Here is a 16,269-nt window from a genome sequence, read left to right as displayed (position 1 = left end):
ATGTAGATCTCGGTAAACTTAGTTTTGTTAGGTATATGGATACGAATAATACTATTGATTAAGAGCAAAATACAGCTTTGTCCCAATAAACAAAATATATGCGCGGAAGACCATTTACCATATTTCTCAACGAATTCATTCAAACAGGACAGTTTGGAGGCGTGAAGCCCGGTATGAAAATGGATGAAATAAAAGCAATATTCCCCAAACCGGATTCTATAAACCCGATGGGTGGTGGAATGTCTATCTGGCTGTATGGTAAGCTTGAGTTTCATTTTATGAATGATGAACTGATTTTCATTTGGTGCGACTGGTTGGAAGCATTGAAAAGTCCACATAAAAAACAATTCAAATTAGATAGAGGCTTGCTTAATGGAAATTTGGAGATTGCTACTATCAAAGGCATCTTGAAGTCGTGGAACATATCATACAAAGCACTTGGTTACTACGCAGAAAGTGAACTGGAACAGATTATTTACATCATTCATTTCACATTGCTCTATACTTTGAAGCTAACGAACAAGGCAAATGGACATTAATGGCTATTGGTGCGGAAATGGATAATACAACAAACAGAATAGCTCCGCTTTACAAAGAATTGGATGTGTAATTTGTTGTGGAGTTGGAGATTGCTTGACAAATTCGCTCTCATTGATCATGGCTATATCTTTGTTTTCATTTATGCTTGAATTTGATAAACCATATATTTTCTTATTTGAATGCAGACGATGATTTTGATGAGTCTTTTGAGACGACAGTTTGCTCTATTGGTTCAAGAAATACAACCAAAATATAGGCTACATGCTTGCGTGTACCTCTTTTCTGATATCTTCCAGATTCAATTTATAATCTTGTGAATATAAAGAAATTGAAAAGTATGTAGTGATTAATGAAATGAATAATGTTTTCATAGTTTTTTTTACATTGATGTGAATTGACCCTTAAGAGAATTTTATTTACTCTAATTTTAAATAGTTTGTTGTTACACAAGCATTTTTATATAATCTTTTTGAGCGATTTACATATTTCCATGATATGTTGATATCTATACCATATTCATCTGTTCTAATTTCATTTTCAGAATAAAGCCAAGGTAGCGCAATGTTCAATTTAATTTTCTCCAAAGGATATATAGGTATTCGATCACCATAGTCTTTGCTAATTTCAAAATATAAAGGAGCGTAATCCCATACTTTACCTATCGGTTCTTTGTTTTTATGGAAATTGATCATAATTCCCAATGAAGATTTATAAGGAACTATATCTCGCTGATGTTTATATCTGTTTGCTATAAAAATAGTATCTGTGGATGGATTTTCAAAAACAAGATTAACGCAATAGTCTGCTGTGTCATTCTCCAGGTAGACAAGTAGTGTCTCTTGTTGAGGATGCCATTTCTCTTTCATTTCCTCTTCACTCATTACTCGCATCGTGGGTTTTTTCAGTTTTGTTTTCTCCCAACGAATCGGAGCAAAAACAATTACTTCGTGGTTATCCCTATCTTCTATTAGAAGTTTGTTTCCAAATAATTCAGGGTAATCGTCTGTTAGCTCGATGGTTCCGATATGACGAATTTTCTTTTTATCTATTAGATAGATACGACCGGTAAGGAGATTGAAGATGTAGGTTGAATCGTTTTGGATGATTACTTTGAAATCTCCTTGGAAAAAATCAAGATCTTTCACTGCATTAAACACGATATGATTTTTATATTCAGAAGGAGCATAAACAAATGGAGGATGTTTCTTTGAATATTTCACTCGTGTATAGACATTGTCTGTGCTCCATTCTTCAAACCTATCAGCAGTTTGATCAAATGAAAAGATGCAGAATGCTTGTTGATCCCTGAAGTAGTATTTGATATTCTTTTCATTCAAGTAACAAATATCAAAACAGGACATAGATAAAGCATCTGAATACGCTATCAATTTATTTGCGCTCAAATAGGAACGTCTATAGAAAGGATAAGGTGTTAAATAAATAATACCCCATTGGTCTGTATTCCATATATCTCTTTTTAAATGCTCGTGAAAACAATAGTATAATATAGAATCATTTATTTGCCATGATTTTCCCTTTTTGGGAATATGTGTTATCGGTTTCTCAACCAGAGTATTCAAGTCGATTACAAAGATACTATCCCAAGATTCTTCGTTTTCAATCGCAAATGTTTCTTTATAATTATACATTTGCGATTTATGTATTAATGCATATCTGAGAATTTTATTTTGGGTGTATGCATCTACAAACATTATCCCTAGTATTATTAAAAATATCTGTCGTTTCATTATTAGAGAATCCTAACGGACTGATTTTGTTATAATCGTACAATCAACTAATCATTCTTTATCAGAAATAATATTCCTGAAATAGCCCCGGAGGGTAGGCCCAAACAATATACAAATCGCTACGCTTCCTATATATCACAAGTATCAGACAAAGATATATTTAGTATTTAATTAAAATAAAAAAAACACATAGGTAGGCATAAAGTGGAATTCTATATATTGAGCGTAGTAAGGGCTCTCCCAAAACCTCATTTTCATCTGAAATAATATGTAAATATTCGTCGGTTTTTCCATATTCGTAGTGGCGAATGATATTACTTGAAATAGGATTTCGTTTCAAGGCAAGAGTCATTGTTGGATCATCTTTATAAGAAATGATCACAGTGAATGCTTTGCAAAATGTCAAGACTCCGAACAGTAATATTATTACGCTTTTAAATCTATTGTTTTTTGTTTTCATTTATGTTTGTAATTTTAGTCTTTTAATAAATCAATAAGTTCTTTATTACCTAAGGAAAGTGCAATTTCATAAGCATTTGGTCCTTCTTTTGCATCATCATAACAAGCTTCGAATATTCTCACTGTTTTATCTAAGCCCTTATCCACTAAATATTTCACTAAATAGTAATTTTTTGAATAAACAGCAGAAGTTAATACTGTTGGTCCATTACAGGTATGCCCATTAAATGCTTCATCTTCATAGTTCAACAAATCCAGGAGTTCCAAATCTTGATGTTCTATAACTGAAATATAAAACTCTGTTCGCTGCTCTGAATCGACCACGTTAATCAGATCAAATCCATACATAATTATTAGTTTAAATCTAAAATAATAATATCCATTAAGAATAGCACCATCGGAAGATTCATTTTCCCATTCGTTGAGATATTTCTCCTTCCATTTCGTAACATCTATTTTATTTTTACCACTTGATAGGGACAATAGAGAATTAAATTCATCAATGTTAACATGCTCACGATAAAGCATTGAACTTATATCATCGTTAGTTAATGTAAATCCCGCATTATTAATTAAAAACATAACAATGGCTATTCGATTCTTCCAAATAGCCGATTCAATTGGTGAAATCCTATAACTGGGTTTATACCCCATTGGATATTTTCCACTTTTGATATATTCAGACATTAGCGTAGTGTCATTGCTATAAAAAGCATCTACGATTTCCGAAGGTGGATCTTTTACTATTTCTATCTGAGCTTTACAGGGAAGGTAAAAAAGACTTAGAATGCTGCTTAATATTAATACTTTATTTACTTTGTTCATGTTTGTAGATTTGTTTTCTCTGTTTTTTGCCAATCTTTCCTTCATTGTTTTTATTTCTATTTATTGTGTTCAAACTCACGAAGTATATTTTTCTCTTCCTGAGTCAACAAGGGATGCTGGATACTCAATCTCTGAAGATTAGAGTTTTTAACTCCATAAGGAATTCCTGTAATATTACCTGTCCATGAAACGACCTCTACCTCTTGAATAGAAGATGGCTTTGTTACATCTATCAAATTTAAATTTACTTCGCCTGTGTAAACTCCAAGCTTTATCCTTTTTATATTTTTTAAAGAGTTTATATCTGATGGAAAACCTTTTTCAAATTTGGAATATGTCATAACCAGCTCTTCCAGATGGGGGATGTTTTTAAAAGAAGTGACTCCTCTGATTTCGCATTTATGAACTTTTATTCCCTTTACCATTTTTAGCCAATTATCATTTTCGTTGATAATAACCCCTTCTTCTATATCCAAGTAGACACTCTCTAATAAAGGGAAAATATACAAATTGTTAATTTGGGAATCTACAAGAATAATCTTTCTTACATTCTTGAAAATTTTCAATTTATCGGGTATGGTATCATTAAATCCAACGAAACTAATTGAGGTGATGGAATCTGCATCGTTACCATTTGCGTATTTACTATACAATTTTTCATTTGCAATATTGCAGCCTTCTATAAATTCCAATTCACTGATAGTATCAATTTGTGCATAACTGTTGATTGATAATAAAAGTGTTATTATGAATATGGTTGTTTTCATTTTAATATACGAATAACTTAGAGCTTCTTTTGACCTAATATTCAAGTAGCTTTACCAGCATTACTTCTTCTAAGTTTTCATGAAAAAGATTTTCAGTATATATTCGTTCTTTTGTTTCTTTTTTACAAAACCCCAACCATTTGAATAAAATACGATCTTTACTAATCTGTTTTATTTCAGCGATTGGTTCGTTATTGTCGAACTCAACATTGCTATAGGGCAGAGCACCAGCTCCATCAATATTTGAAAATTTATAATAAATAACGTCGTTATTGGTGTGTGATCTTTGCAAATTAATTACAAATTGATTAAAAGCTATTTCTATACTTGGATACTCAACGTCGGAAATTATCAAATTGGGTTCACTCACTCCTTCTTCTGTATACCACCTTCCCAATAAATCTTTTTCGCTTGTGTGCGTTTGAAATTGTTTACTGATTGTTTCACAGTCATATTCATCATCTAAATAGTTCAGATATCTATACTGCAAAAATCTTGAATCCCAATAAACAAAAAAGGCTGACTTCTCCGGTATCACAATGTCGATAACTTCTATTCCACAATTTTCGCCAGTATGGATAACGGAAAAAAGCATTCCTAAGTGCTCAAAAATTACACTTTGATCATCCTGATTACCTCCAAAGTTTATTTCCTTATATATCCCGGTTTTATAAACAAAGGTAGGCTTTACAGACTCTTTGTAGCTATTAAAAATAACTAGTTGTAAAAGCCCATTGTGTTTTAAAATCAACCCAGCATCCTCCTTTTGATCACGATTGAAATCGCCAAAGCAGATTGGATAATAAGTTTTTAAATTAACATAGTCATCCAATAGCCTCAAGTCGTCTATAGTTAACAATTTAAATTCCTCATGAGAATTGATGTAATCTAAAATACCTTGAGGTAGTTTTTCTTGTTGCACTCCATAACATGAACTTGCAAATAAAATAGTAAATACAAAAAGTAATTTATTCATTTTTAATATATATAACCTAATTCGTTTCATATTTCACTTGTCATTTTTTTATAATTGGATAAATTATAGTAATTATTATCTTTTTTATTTTCATCTTGTTTGGAGTACTGTTGTCTTTTTATTTCTAAAATCTGTTTATTCATTGGTTGTATCTTTGTTCGTAATTATATTTTTGAATTTCTCTTTCATTTCCTCTTCACTCATTACTCGTATCGTAGGTTTTGCTAGTTTTGTTTTCTCCCAACGAATCGGAGCAAAAACAATTACTTCGTGGTTATCCCTATCTTCTATTAGAAGTTTGTTTCCAAATAATTCAGGGTAATCGTCTGTTAGCTCGATGGTTCCGATATGGTGGATTTTCTTTTTTTCTATTAAATAAATACGACCAGTGAAGAGGTTGAGAATGTAGGTTGAATCGTTTTGGATGATTACTTTGAAGTCTCCTTGAAAAAAGAGAGGATCTTTTACGGCATTAAACACTATGTAATCTTTGTATTCAGAAAGAGCGTAAGCAAATGGAGAGTGTTTCTTTGAATACTTCACTCGTGTATAAATATTGACTGTACTCCATTCTTCAAACCTATCAGCGGTTTGGTCGAATGAAAAAACAAATAACGCTTGTTGATCTCTGAAGCAATATTTGAGATTCTTTTCATTCAAGTAATAAATATCGAAAAAGGATGTAGATAAAGCATCCGAATATGCAATCAATTTATTGGCTCTCAAATATGAGAGTCTATATGCCGGGTTATAAGGAGTTGAATAAGTAGCCCATTGATCTGTGTTCCATATTTCTCGTCTCAAATTCTCGTGAAAACAATAATACAATATAGAATCCTTTATTTGCCATGAGTTGTTCTTCTTTATATTTTTAGGAATGCATATTATCTTTTTTTCAACTAAAGTATTCAGATTTATTACAGAAATGCTATCCCAAGAATCTTCAGCCTCAAATGTTTCTTTATAATTATACATTTGCGATTTATGTATTAATGCATATCTGAGAGTTTTGTTTTGGGTGTATGCATCCACAAACATTATCCCTAGTATTATTAAAAATATCTGTCGTTTCATTATTAAAGAATTCTATAACTTATAATCTGTCCATTCGTTGTACCATCAGTAGATGATTGTGGTGAAAATATTTACTTTTTTTATCTCATTCGGATCGTGAGTTCTATATAATGCTGCTAAAAATAACATGAATTGTAATCTATATAAGTAAAACAGATATAACAGTGAATCTTATTCGATATCGTTTTTTTTGCAACAAATTTAAAAATTATGTTCTCATATCCTTATCAATTATTATCAAGAAGCAATATATTCAGCTTTCTTTTGAGATATCCCACTAACTAAAAAACAATCGGAAAGCATATCTTTTGTATATTCAATAATCTCGTCATGAAAATCATCAAACAGCTTAAACACATAGTTGTTTTCATATATTCCAACTAAAGCTATTTCGCCATGTTTTTGTGTTACATATTTATCCGTTAAAGAATAAACAACCTCTTGCACTGTTTTATATGCTCCGAATATATCCACTTTCTTAAACATTGCAATTCGTTCTCTAACGATTTTTGATGCATTGATATAACCGCATACTTCATCTGTAAGCCAAACATAAGACATACATATCGGTTTTGGAAATCCTTCTGATTGTCGACGTTTAAAATCCTGCTCACGGTATGGGTCAAAAACACTACCACAAGGTAATGGATAATTTTTGTCCATATATTGCAGCAACATATACCACGTTTCCGCATTATACTCATACCAAACTGTTACGCCCAAATGGAGATATTTAGCATATTGAAAAATCATATGACCATAAAAAATACTAACTTGTACCTCGCTAAAAGGGATGGTGTTTCGAGGAAATATGCCGAATATCCCTGGTAAACTTACTGTTCCATTCATTCTGTCAAAAACAACTCTTTTAACCGGATGAACAATGATATTGATAAAATAGATAAGAAAGAGTAATGTAGAAAAAGAAAAAATGCCAGTTCCATTAGAGAAAAAATCTCCATTTTGCCAAGTTAAAACAAGAGCAAAGAAAAAAGCAGCAAGGATAATTCCGAAAATCCAATAGATAATTTTCGTAGGTCTTTCTTCAAAAATAATAAATTTATCATCTGCCCTGATTTGCACACCTGAAATGTTTTCTTCAAAAAAGACATTCGGTTCTAACTTCTTGGGACGCGAGCAAATAATATGGGGCATTGCAGAGTTGGAAAAAGTAAACGAAAATATGATAATAGCTAATAGGAAAATACCAATAAAGATTAAACAGATAAGTAATTCTCCAGCAAAACCAGCCAATCCTTTGACTCCTGCAAGAGGAACTTCCTCATATTGTCTTTCCCATTTTCCAATAGCTTCACAACTTAAATAAAATAGCCCCATTGCAATAAACATATACAAAGAAACAAATAGGAGAATGCGTAATACATTGTTTGCTTTCTTCATATCTAAGTTAGCTATTGATTGATAATAAAAGTGTTATTATGAATATGGTTGTTTTCATTCTTATTAGTGTTTTCGTTTTCTATTTTTCCGTTTTTTGAGTTTTATCTCATTGTTCATTTTGTAGTTTCTTTTTTGTTCTAAATAATTTTCTATCGACTGAAATCTGAAAGAGAAAAAATCGTCTATACTATCAAATAATACAGGAACAGATTCTGAAAATCCAATAAATCGCAGCTTCTCATTTTTGAAAAATCCAAATCCAACGAAAACAGTTTTTCCAAATATGGTAGTGTTTTCTTTAGAAAATGTATTGATTCGGAAAGGACCTGGATTGAAGCGTAATGCTACATCTAAAAGACGCATTAAATCACCTCCAATATAGATGGTGGAATCTTGAACTATTTTTCTTAAGGAGTAATGGTCTTCCGTTGTGTATTTGTATGCATAGCCTATAGTCTGTTCATTTGATTGCAAAACAGCATATCCTGTAATGGTGTCTAACGATAAGACTATTTTTTGGCAACTATCTACAATCATATCACATACAGGAACAGGGTGAATAAGCAGCATTTGATTGTTGAAATGTTTTTTTAAGTCTGATTCAACATTCGTTCTAATTTCATTTGCTCTGTTTCTTAAATTCGATTCTGTTAATATCTGAGGATATATGTGTATTGTATAACAAGAGAATAATACACATACAATGATTCTATTTACCATTTTCTTTAACTGCTTGTTATTGTTGTAAATAAAATAAAACATCACCACCCCATTTCATAATCAATACTACTATCAAATAGATTACAATTAAAGTACCTACTTGTTTTACATATCGCATTTTACTTTTTGATTTTTTTCTTAAGAAGAAGTGGTTAATTATCAGAAATAATATTCCTGAAATAGCCCCGGAGGGTAGACCCAACCAAAACACAACGATACCACGTCCCCATCCGTCATCTTCCCATAGATAGACAAATAACATACTCATCGAAATCCAAAAGAATAAAAACAATAGACATTTTAAGATATTAGAACCTAATAATCCATAAAGAGCAATCAATATCCCTGTAATCAAAGTTGAAAAAGTGTATTTTAATTCTTCTATAGTAACTGTATCTCTACTTTCAATTGGATAAACAATTAGACAGCCTATAAAAAATGTAACAATTCCTACTATGATACATGTTTTTTTCTTTTCCATATTTTAGAGTTGTTTGTCTCTCTCTATATATATTCCTAATAGCATTATAAAAATCAGAAAGCGTTAATTCTGTAATCATCAAAACACAAATCGCCACGCTTCCTATGTATCAAGTAACAGACAAAGATATAATAAATATGGAGATTACGATTCTCAAGTTTAAAAACATGATATAAAACAATCGCATACGGCTAAGTCGGTCGACACACACGGTTAAGTCGACCAACTCATGCGGCTAAATCGGCTGTCGCATACGGTTAAATCGATCGTTTCGACCGTATAAGTTGGCCGGATTTTACATGTAAAATCTGACCACTGTGCATCGTACAAAAAAATCCCCCACAAACACCTTGTATATATAAGACGTTTGCGGGGGAGTAAACTCCGGTAGTGGTATAAACCTACCCGTTTACAAGGGGGGAACGTAACAAGTCATTGCCGTAAAACAAAACAAGAGTAACTTATTCATACATTGGAATAACACATTCGAGTCGATCAAAGTGCCCGAGAAGGGGTTGTAGGGTGGGTTACAGAACAACGATTTACGTTTGCCGCAAAGACAAGCTTACGTTTGCCGCAAAGATGATGTTGCGTTTGCCGCAAAGGCAAGTCGACGTTTGCGGCAAAGGCAAAACGCCCCGATAATAATTTACTTTTAGGTCTAAATTGCCGGATATTAAGTAGATACAACTCCAATCTATAGGGAATTTCTATGTATCTTGAATTATAAACATTATCTTTGCCATATAGAAAGAAACCACAATTAAGAAATATGAAAAGTCCGCATTTAGTTCGTTTCGACTGGGCAGCCAAACGCTTGCTGCGCAATAAATCCAACTTTGTAGTATTGGAAGGTCTTCTTACCGTGCTGCTTGGCGAGCCGATCCGCATCCGCCAAATTCTGGAGAGCGAAAGCAATCAGGATACCTACGACGATAAGTTCAACCGGGTAGATATGCTCACCGAAAACAGCAAAGGCGAACTCATCATCATCGAAATACAAAACAACCGCGAACTCGATTACTTCCATCGAATGCTTTTCGGTACTTCAAAAGCCATTGCCGAATACATCAATCTGGGCGATGAGTACGACAAAGTACGCAAAGTCTACTCCATCAATATCGTTTACTTCGACCTGGGACAAGGAGATGATTATGTATATCACGGAAAGACCGTATTCAAAGGTATTCACAACAACGATACCTTGCAATTGTCCGTTCGCCAACGCGAATGTTTTGTCAGAAAAGAAGCCGGTGATATTTTTCCGGAATACTATGTATTGCGTGTCAACGATTTCGACCAACAAGCCGTTGAGCCTCTCGATCAATGGATCTCTTTCCTTAAAACAGGCGAAATAGCCGAAGATGCCACCGCCGCCGGTTTGCCCGAAGCTCGTGAGAATCTGCGGATTGAACACCTCTCGAAAGAAGAACGTCAGGCATATTTTACACACATGGAGGCAGTGCGCTACCAAAAAAGTGTGATTAGTACAGGGCGTTATGAAGGGTATATGGATGGGAAAGCGGAAGGAAGAGAAGAAGGAATAGCAGAAGGGAAACTCAAAGGCAAACTCGAAATTGCCTCTGCAATGAAAGACAAAGGCATTCCTATCGAAAGCATTATAGAAATTACGGGACTGACTGAGGAAGATATAATAAAATTGTAGTGAAGCATTCGGGTTGGGCAAGAAACAGATTGGTTTGCTGATGAAATTGATTACAGTCAGGAATTGGACTATTCAGAAGAATATTGGGAATGGAAATGGCTGAAAAACAAATAATAAGAATCAGACAAACAGAATAGCTCCGCTTAAGAAATGAAATATATAAATTTCAATACAATTTGCCTTTCGATATTATTATCTATAATAATATTCTTTCTGTTTCCTGCAACAATGGAAATGTCTTATTGCGGGGAAAGACTGGCTGAAAGGGGTTCTGGTTTTCCTTTTATCTATATGGCCGACGACCCAACAACATCAATCTACAAAATAATAGACCTTAGATTTTTTGTAGTAGACTTGCTGATATATATAGTGTCTACAAGCCTCATTGTACATATTATTTCTTCTGCAATAAAAAAACAAATACTTTTAAAGAAAAGAACTATCATTGTGCTGAGCGTTATGACTGCGATAGTTGTTTTAGCTATTGCAATACCTGTGTTATGTTTTTCTTCATTTTCGGAGATAGATTATAAGCCTGTATATGAATCGATAAAAGTAAACTTTGTATTCGGCAATGGATATTAAAATTTAACAGCCCAGCCTAATCATCCGTTCCAACCCCTCCCTATACTTATAAGCAATCAAAATCATCAACTTCGGTCCGTCTTTCTCTCTGACGAACTTCACGACTGCATGTTGCTGTTTATCTTTGCCTACTGCCACTTCGATGTTGAATGAGGTATAGCTTTCGAAATCGGCATCACTAAATATTTCGGCTTTGGATGCTTTATACACTTTCTGCAAATACTCATCTATGCTGAATGTGCGTTTGCCGAATATTCCTTGAAGTGCCAAGTAGTCGTTTATTTCGTCCTTTGTCCAATAATTAGAACCTTTTTCATCGATGTAGACAACCAACGGGTCGAAATGCTCGAAACCCATAGGCAGTCGGCCCAGATAAATTGTATCATTATCCGGATGCATGGTGATGGCAGGATTGCTTAAAAGCCATTTCAGTGTGTAGGCGTAATCCGAACTTTCCAGCGAGATTCCTTCCATAATCAACTCGTCCCAATTGATAGAGTATGCCGCTAAGAGCTCATGGCTTGTATGCATATCTATTTCGAATTCGGGGAAAGCGTCTTTCATCTTATGCATACCATAAAACATCAGTTCGTGAGGACCGTTGAGTACACAATCGAAATCAATTACTAACAAGGGGTGCTCTTTACTTATTATTTGGAAATAGTTTTCGCTACAAACCATCTCATAATCATTGCTTGGTTTTGCATCGAAACTAATATTTATGTAGCTTGTAGTTGTATACGAATTTGAAAACACGGGATTGACAAACGTGTGATTCTTTACACCTGCATGATGGGCAAGCATATCTATCAATTCGCGTTTCACTTCCGGGTAGAGGGAGCCGGAAGCCACATATTCATACTCCAGTTGAAGATACTTTAGGTTGCAATGGCGAATAACATCCCAAAGGTCGTCGAGGTGTTCGTAAGCAAAATACATGTCTTTTACTATTTGCGAGTCTTTGCCCGAACTCCTGTGTATTTTGATGGGTTTCCCACGATGAGCAACTTTCAGTTGTAGATAAAATTTTAATAACTCGATGCACTTTTCGCGTTCAGCCACTACTACATTGTAGCTTGAGTCCGAACCGTCTATTTCGTAAGATTGCCAATATTCTATCATGTTGTTTTTCTTTTGTAAACAGGGCAGCTTGTTTCGCCTGCCGGATGATTGTGATATGCTCTTTCGCATATAGCGCGGCAACCTCCGCACTGATGCACAAATGTACAACTTCCGCAGTGATTGGGAGCATCCCGGTAAGATAAATTTCGGAATGCATGCAAACTTTCCGAGTGATTCCAATATCCGGCAATGCTATCGCTGTGGCTGCCTACTTGCAGGTGGCTGCAAGGTTTCATGGTGCCGTCGGGCGAGATAGCCATGAAAGTTCGGCCGGCACCGCAACCACAAGTGTGGGCACTTACCTTGCCATTATTGAGATAAAGCAGCAGATGAGAGTAGGCAGAATCCGTTTTTATTTGAATACCTCTTACTTGTTTTATCTTGTCGACCAGCAAAAAGAATTCGTCTTTATTGAGGGCTTCGTTGGCATAAACTTCTCCCAATGAAGGTTTGTAGCGTAGTATATTAATATTACCTGCTCGGTAGTGCTTGGCAAGGGCGACGAGTTGTTCAAAATCAGCCAGATTGCTTTTGCGGGCTACCCAGTTTACGCCATAAGACAGACCGTTGGTGTGCGAAAGCAGTTGCAAGGCTCGGATGACATGAGCGTATCCGTCGCGCGAAAGACGGTTTATTGCTTCGGTGCTTCCGTTGAGCGATATTTGCAGGTGATTGAGTCCGGCACCAATGAGTTGGTTCAAAAGATTTTCGTCGAGCCCCCATCCGCTGCTGGTAATGGTGACAGACATTGGTGTTTGCGCCACACGCCCCACAAATGCTACTATATCGGGGTGGGTTAGTGGTTCTCCTCCTCCGATGGCTATCTGAAACACTTTTAGCTTGGCAGCTTCTGTTATCAGTTCGTCCCAACGGAGGTAGGTTATGTCTTTGGGTTTATCAGGTATTTTATAGCAGATGGAACAATGGAGGGGGCAGCGGTTTGTGATATCAATATGTAGTGATTGAGGTGAATGGATTTCGCCTGCGGCGAAGCTGTTGCTCAGTATGGGGATAATATTTCCGGCAAGAATCCCTAAGTGGAAAAGGCGTTCGATGAAAGGCGTTACAACTCCGCTTTGTGTATATTCTTGCAGCAAAGCGAGTTCGTTTCCGGAGAAAACGGCGCTCATTCCTGTTGTTTTCTCGAAGGTGAATAGTTGGTTGTGGTGTAGTTTGGCAATCAAGGGGGGAGTATTTATTGTTTATTCTACTATGAATTCTGTTGCTTCCATTACCTTTGCTCAGGGGCACGACGAATAACACCGGGAGTTTATCATCTTTCATAATCCACTCCCTGCAAAGCTATTGGTTCAGGATTCAGTAGCACCCACCAAACAGCAAGTTCGCAAAGGCGATTCAATGTATCGTCTTCACTATTTGCCGAGACACTTAGGCTTAGGGATCTAGCTTCTTCGTGCTCTTGTGGGGGCAGTTGATTTCCCATTGCAAAATACATGGGCAATGCCTGTGGCAGTTTTTTATATCCTTTGTTCCAATTGGGCGCACCGTTATCGAGTATCTCTCGTGAGACTTTTCCGGTAATTCGTATCACTTCGCCTTGAACTGTTTTTGCATGACCTGTGCCTGGTATCAGCATCTCCCAAAGTTCGGCAAACTGTTGTTGCCAAGTTGAGGATTTAACAAGAATGGGGTCGATTCCGTTGTGTATATTTCTTTTAGCAACGGGCTCGGCATCAAACAAATGATATAAGTGTTCGAGTGCCTGTTCGGTAGTAGGTAGATAGTCTTTATTAAAGTCCGCACGGTAAAACTCAAATGTTTCTCCGATTTTCTTTACCAGATTTTTCATCTTAGGTGTAGTCTTTGCTCCGGCGGCAAGTAGCATATCTGCTATTTCGGCCATCTTGCAAATATCTATGTTGCTGCAATGAGCAAGCCCTTTTTCGAGGGGCGTCATAAGGTCGCTTCCGTTCCCGTTTAACGAATGGACATCCGCACCGTTTTCCAACAAAGCAGTAACTGCTTGTATATGACATTTCGAGACTGCATTGCAAAGGGGCGTGCAGTTATAGTTGTCTCTTTTTTCGATATCTGCACCCAGCTCTAAAAGTACCTTAAGATTGTTACTGCTGTATTCTGCTTGATAAGAAACAGGACGATAACCCCATGTGTCTCCTGCATTCAGGTCTATCCCCTGAGTGACTAACCACTGAATAAATTCTTCGTTAATACCGCAAAAAGTAAGAGCATTCCCTTTCCAAAATCCGCCGTATGCATTGATGTCACACTTGTCGAAAATTGCTTGTAGTTCTGCCGACCCGGCATTGGTCACTATTTGCTCAAAATCTGCCGGAAGTGTTTTTCTTTTTTTAGCCATTGTATGTGATTATTCTTTATATTTGCGAAAGCAAAGATATAAATTTGCGATATAAAGACCAGATATTAATCCCCTAAATAATTGAAGCCAATATGTATTCAAGTTTAAGTGATAGTAGACAAACCGAATTAGACAGTATTGTAACCTGGGCAGCCTGTGCCGGAGACAATTACTATTTCAATATGCAGCAAGCCGATTTTGAGAAAAGTATGAAAGGCAATGAGGAGGAAGATTTTTATAAAGCTTACGTATATCAACGCGAAATCGGCTTAGAGAAATTTCAGACAGAAATAGCTGAAAAGATAGCTGCCATCTACAACCCAATAGAATTGCATTATTTGGTTGCCGAATATAACTATGATGACGGATGTTGGCCACTCAAACAAGTCATATTAAACCCTGCTTGCGACATCCGCACAGCAAGAATGGTTTATTGGCTTATGCAACCGGACTATTATTATGATAACTTCGGCGGCGTGGGAATGACAAAGAATAATCAAGACGATAAACTATTAGCCCTAATTGAAGAAAAAGCCGTGGCAGGTGGTTTTGTTAATATGCTTTCCGCAGAGTTTGAGGATGAAGAAGTAGCTGAAAAAGAGGAAGATTCGCCTTATAGTCAGATACCGGCTGTTTTGTGGTTGCCTGAGGAGGAATAAGAATCCAACACACATTCTGTTGCTTCCATTACCCAATCTTCCATTACTTTTGGATTATTAGTTTCCATTGTATAGATCGGGTTATCCCAATTGCTATGTTGAAGCACCACACCTTTGAATTGTCCGCAGATATTATATGCCGGATACCAGCCAACATCCAAACTATAACCTTTGGCAAAGGTAATCTGAATGATATCTTCGTGCAACTCTTCTATTTGTTGCTCAAGGGGTTTATCAAAATCAATATTCCAGTTGTTGTAAATGTCGACAATTTCCTTATTGTATTTGTGCTTTAGAGCTTCTTCTAACATAATGTTTCATTTGTTTAGCTCCGCAAATATAAGGAGTATTTGAATGAAGAGGCAAATATATTGATAATTATAGCTATTTTTGCTCTTGTTCTAAAAAACAAAGATTAATGAACGAACTGATAATAAAACATGAACGACAATTATTCACTAAAAGTAAAAGTTAATTCTAAAAGACCTGATTTTCGTGTTTTCGGGACATATTTTTTTGGAGACGATTTTCACAACTACGATAGTGAAGGAGACAGTTTCCCTGTTTCAAGTAGAGAATGGACTGAACTTTATATGTGTTCTCGACAAATCAAAAATTTATGGTTTGACATTAGTTGGATAAATAAGGACGACACATCAATACTTGAAGTAACATCTAACAAAATAGAAAACGTATATATCATAGCGTACTTTCTTGCAAAAGAAACAAATGGAGAAGTTTTCGACAATACGGATAAGTCTGTTCCGCTTGAAACATTGAAACTCAAAATGGGAGATTTTGAACTAGAAAGAAGATTGCAATTAGCGGAGCAAAGTATTTGGAGAAAATCATCGGAAGCTAATCCATATCCGAATTTGGAAATTACACAATCAAACCGTTGACTACCA

At 35.5% G+C, this 16,269-nt stretch carries 17 protein-coding genes; 5 read left to right on the top strand and 12 right to left on the bottom strand.

Going from position 1 to position 16,269, the window contains the following annotated elements:
- Positions 1-98: 98 nt before the first annotated feature.
- The gene (locus D0T60_RS15580) at positions 99-539 is read left to right on the top strand and encodes a hypothetical protein (RefSeq protein WP_163219058.1); all 441 of its coding nucleotides are present in this window, start codon (positions 99-101) and stop codon (positions 537-539) included.
- 417 nt (positions 540-956) lie between these two features.
- Here the strand turns inward: D0T60_RS15580 and D0T60_RS15575 are convergent, their stop codons facing one another.
- The 8 genes from D0T60_RS15575 to D0T60_RS15540 form a co-directional block, all read right to left on the bottom strand.
- A complete protein-coding gene (locus D0T60_RS15575; protein ID WP_163219057.1) occupies positions 957-2,189 on the bottom strand; it encodes a hypothetical protein in 1,233 nt (410 codons plus the stop codon).
- 573 nt (positions 2,190-2,762) lie between these two features.
- Positions 2,763-3,617, bottom strand: coding sequence for an ankyrin repeat domain-containing protein (locus tag D0T60_RS15570; RefSeq protein WP_163219056.1), 855 nt, complete (start codon positions 3,615-3,617; stop codon positions 2,763-2,765).
- An 11-nt stretch (positions 3,618-3,628) separates the two neighbouring features.
- Positions 3,629-4,339 carry a hypothetical protein gene (locus tag D0T60_RS15565; protein ID WP_163219055.1) on the bottom strand — a complete coding sequence of 237 codons (711 nt, stop codon included), beginning with the start codon at positions 4,337-4,339 and terminating at the stop codon, positions 3,629-3,631.
- A 34-nt stretch (positions 4,340-4,373) separates the two neighbouring features.
- Positions 4,374-5,315: a hypothetical protein gene (locus D0T60_RS15560; RefSeq protein WP_163219054.1), complete on the bottom strand. Its 942-nt coding sequence runs from the start codon at positions 5,313-5,315 to the stop codon at positions 4,374-4,376.
- 135 nt (positions 5,316-5,450) lie between these two features.
- Positions 5,451-6,290 (bottom strand): hypothetical protein, encoded by an 840-nt coding sequence (locus D0T60_RS15555; protein ID WP_163219053.1) that lies wholly within the window; start codon positions 6,288-6,290, stop codon positions 5,451-5,453.
- Positions 6,291-6,626: 336 nt separating this feature from the next.
- Positions 6,627-7,790 carry a hypothetical protein gene (locus tag D0T60_RS15550; protein WP_163219052.1) on the bottom strand — a complete coding sequence of 388 codons (1,164 nt, stop codon included), beginning with the start codon at positions 7,788-7,790 and terminating at the stop codon, positions 6,627-6,629.
- Positions 7,791-7,853: 63 nt separating this feature from the next.
- Positions 7,854-8,510: a hypothetical protein gene (locus D0T60_RS15545; RefSeq protein ID WP_163219051.1), complete on the bottom strand. Its 657-nt coding sequence runs from the start codon at positions 8,508-8,510 to the stop codon at positions 7,854-7,856.
- A 16-nt stretch (positions 8,511-8,526) separates the two neighbouring features.
- Complete coding sequence (locus tag D0T60_RS15540) at positions 8,527-8,991, bottom strand: hypothetical protein (RefSeq protein ID WP_163219050.1); 465 nt, start codon at positions 8,989-8,991, stop codon at positions 8,527-8,529.
- Between the two features lie 772 nt (positions 8,992-9,763).
- On the opposite strand from D0T60_RS15540, the gene D0T60_RS15535 reads away from it, so the two are divergent.
- Positions 9,764-10,657: a PD-(D/E)XK nuclease family transposase gene (locus D0T60_RS15535; protein ID WP_163219049.1), complete on the top strand. Its 894-nt coding sequence runs from the start codon at positions 9,764-9,766 to the stop codon at positions 10,655-10,657.
- Between the two features lie 150 nt (positions 10,658-10,807).
- Complete coding sequence (locus D0T60_RS15530) at positions 10,808-11,242, top strand: hypothetical protein (protein WP_163219048.1); 435 nt, start codon at positions 10,808-10,810, stop codon at positions 11,240-11,242.
- Between the two features lie 3 nt (positions 11,243-11,245).
- On the opposite strand, the gene D0T60_RS15525 is transcribed toward D0T60_RS15530, so the two are convergent.
- From D0T60_RS15525 to D0T60_RS15515, 3 genes are all read right to left on the bottom strand, one after another.
- Positions 11,246-12,364, bottom strand: a complete 1,119-nt coding sequence (locus D0T60_RS15525) for a hypothetical protein (protein ID WP_163219047.1) — start codon at positions 12,362-12,364, stop codon at positions 11,246-11,248.
- Complete coding sequence (locus tag D0T60_RS15520; protein ID WP_163219046.1) at positions 12,361-13,548, bottom strand: radical SAM/SPASM domain-containing protein; 1,188 nt, start codon at positions 13,546-13,548, stop codon at positions 12,361-12,363. The genes D0T60_RS15525 and D0T60_RS15520 overlap by 4 nt, the downstream gene beginning before the upstream one ends.
- 89 nt (positions 13,549-13,637) lie before the next feature.
- Positions 13,638-14,702 (bottom strand): ankyrin repeat domain-containing protein, encoded by a 1,065-nt coding sequence (locus D0T60_RS15515; RefSeq protein WP_163219045.1) that lies wholly within the window; start codon positions 14,700-14,702, stop codon positions 13,638-13,640.
- Between the two features lie 92 nt (positions 14,703-14,794).
- On the opposite strand from D0T60_RS15515, the gene D0T60_RS15510 reads away from it, so the two are divergent.
- Positions 14,795-15,361 (top strand): DUF4274 domain-containing protein, encoded by a 567-nt coding sequence (locus tag D0T60_RS15510; RefSeq protein WP_163219044.1) that lies wholly within the window; start codon positions 14,795-14,797, stop codon positions 15,359-15,361.
- On the opposite strand, the gene D0T60_RS15505 is transcribed toward D0T60_RS15510, so the two are convergent.
- A complete protein-coding gene (locus D0T60_RS15505; RefSeq protein WP_163219043.1) occupies positions 15,322-15,672 on the bottom strand; it encodes a hypothetical protein in 351 nt (116 codons plus the stop codon). The two genes, D0T60_RS15510 and D0T60_RS15505, sit on opposite strands and share 40 nt — an antisense overlap.
- Positions 15,673-15,801: 129 nt before the next feature.
- Here D0T60_RS15505 and D0T60_RS15500 point away from each other — a divergent pair, with 129 nt between their 5' ends.
- Positions 15,802-16,263, top strand: coding sequence for a hypothetical protein (locus D0T60_RS15500; protein WP_163219042.1), 462 nt, complete (start codon positions 15,802-15,804; stop codon positions 16,261-16,263).
- The last annotated feature ends 6 nt before the right edge of the window (positions 16,264-16,269 follow it).

It is taken from the genome of Bacteroides sp. 224 (assembly GCF_010500995.1).
Taxonomy (GTDB): Bacteria; Bacteroidota; Bacteroidia; order Bacteroidales; family Bacteroidaceae; genus Bacteroides.
Note: the sequence above shows the minus strand (reverse complement) of the source record. Positions and strands in the feature narration are given on the sequence as shown.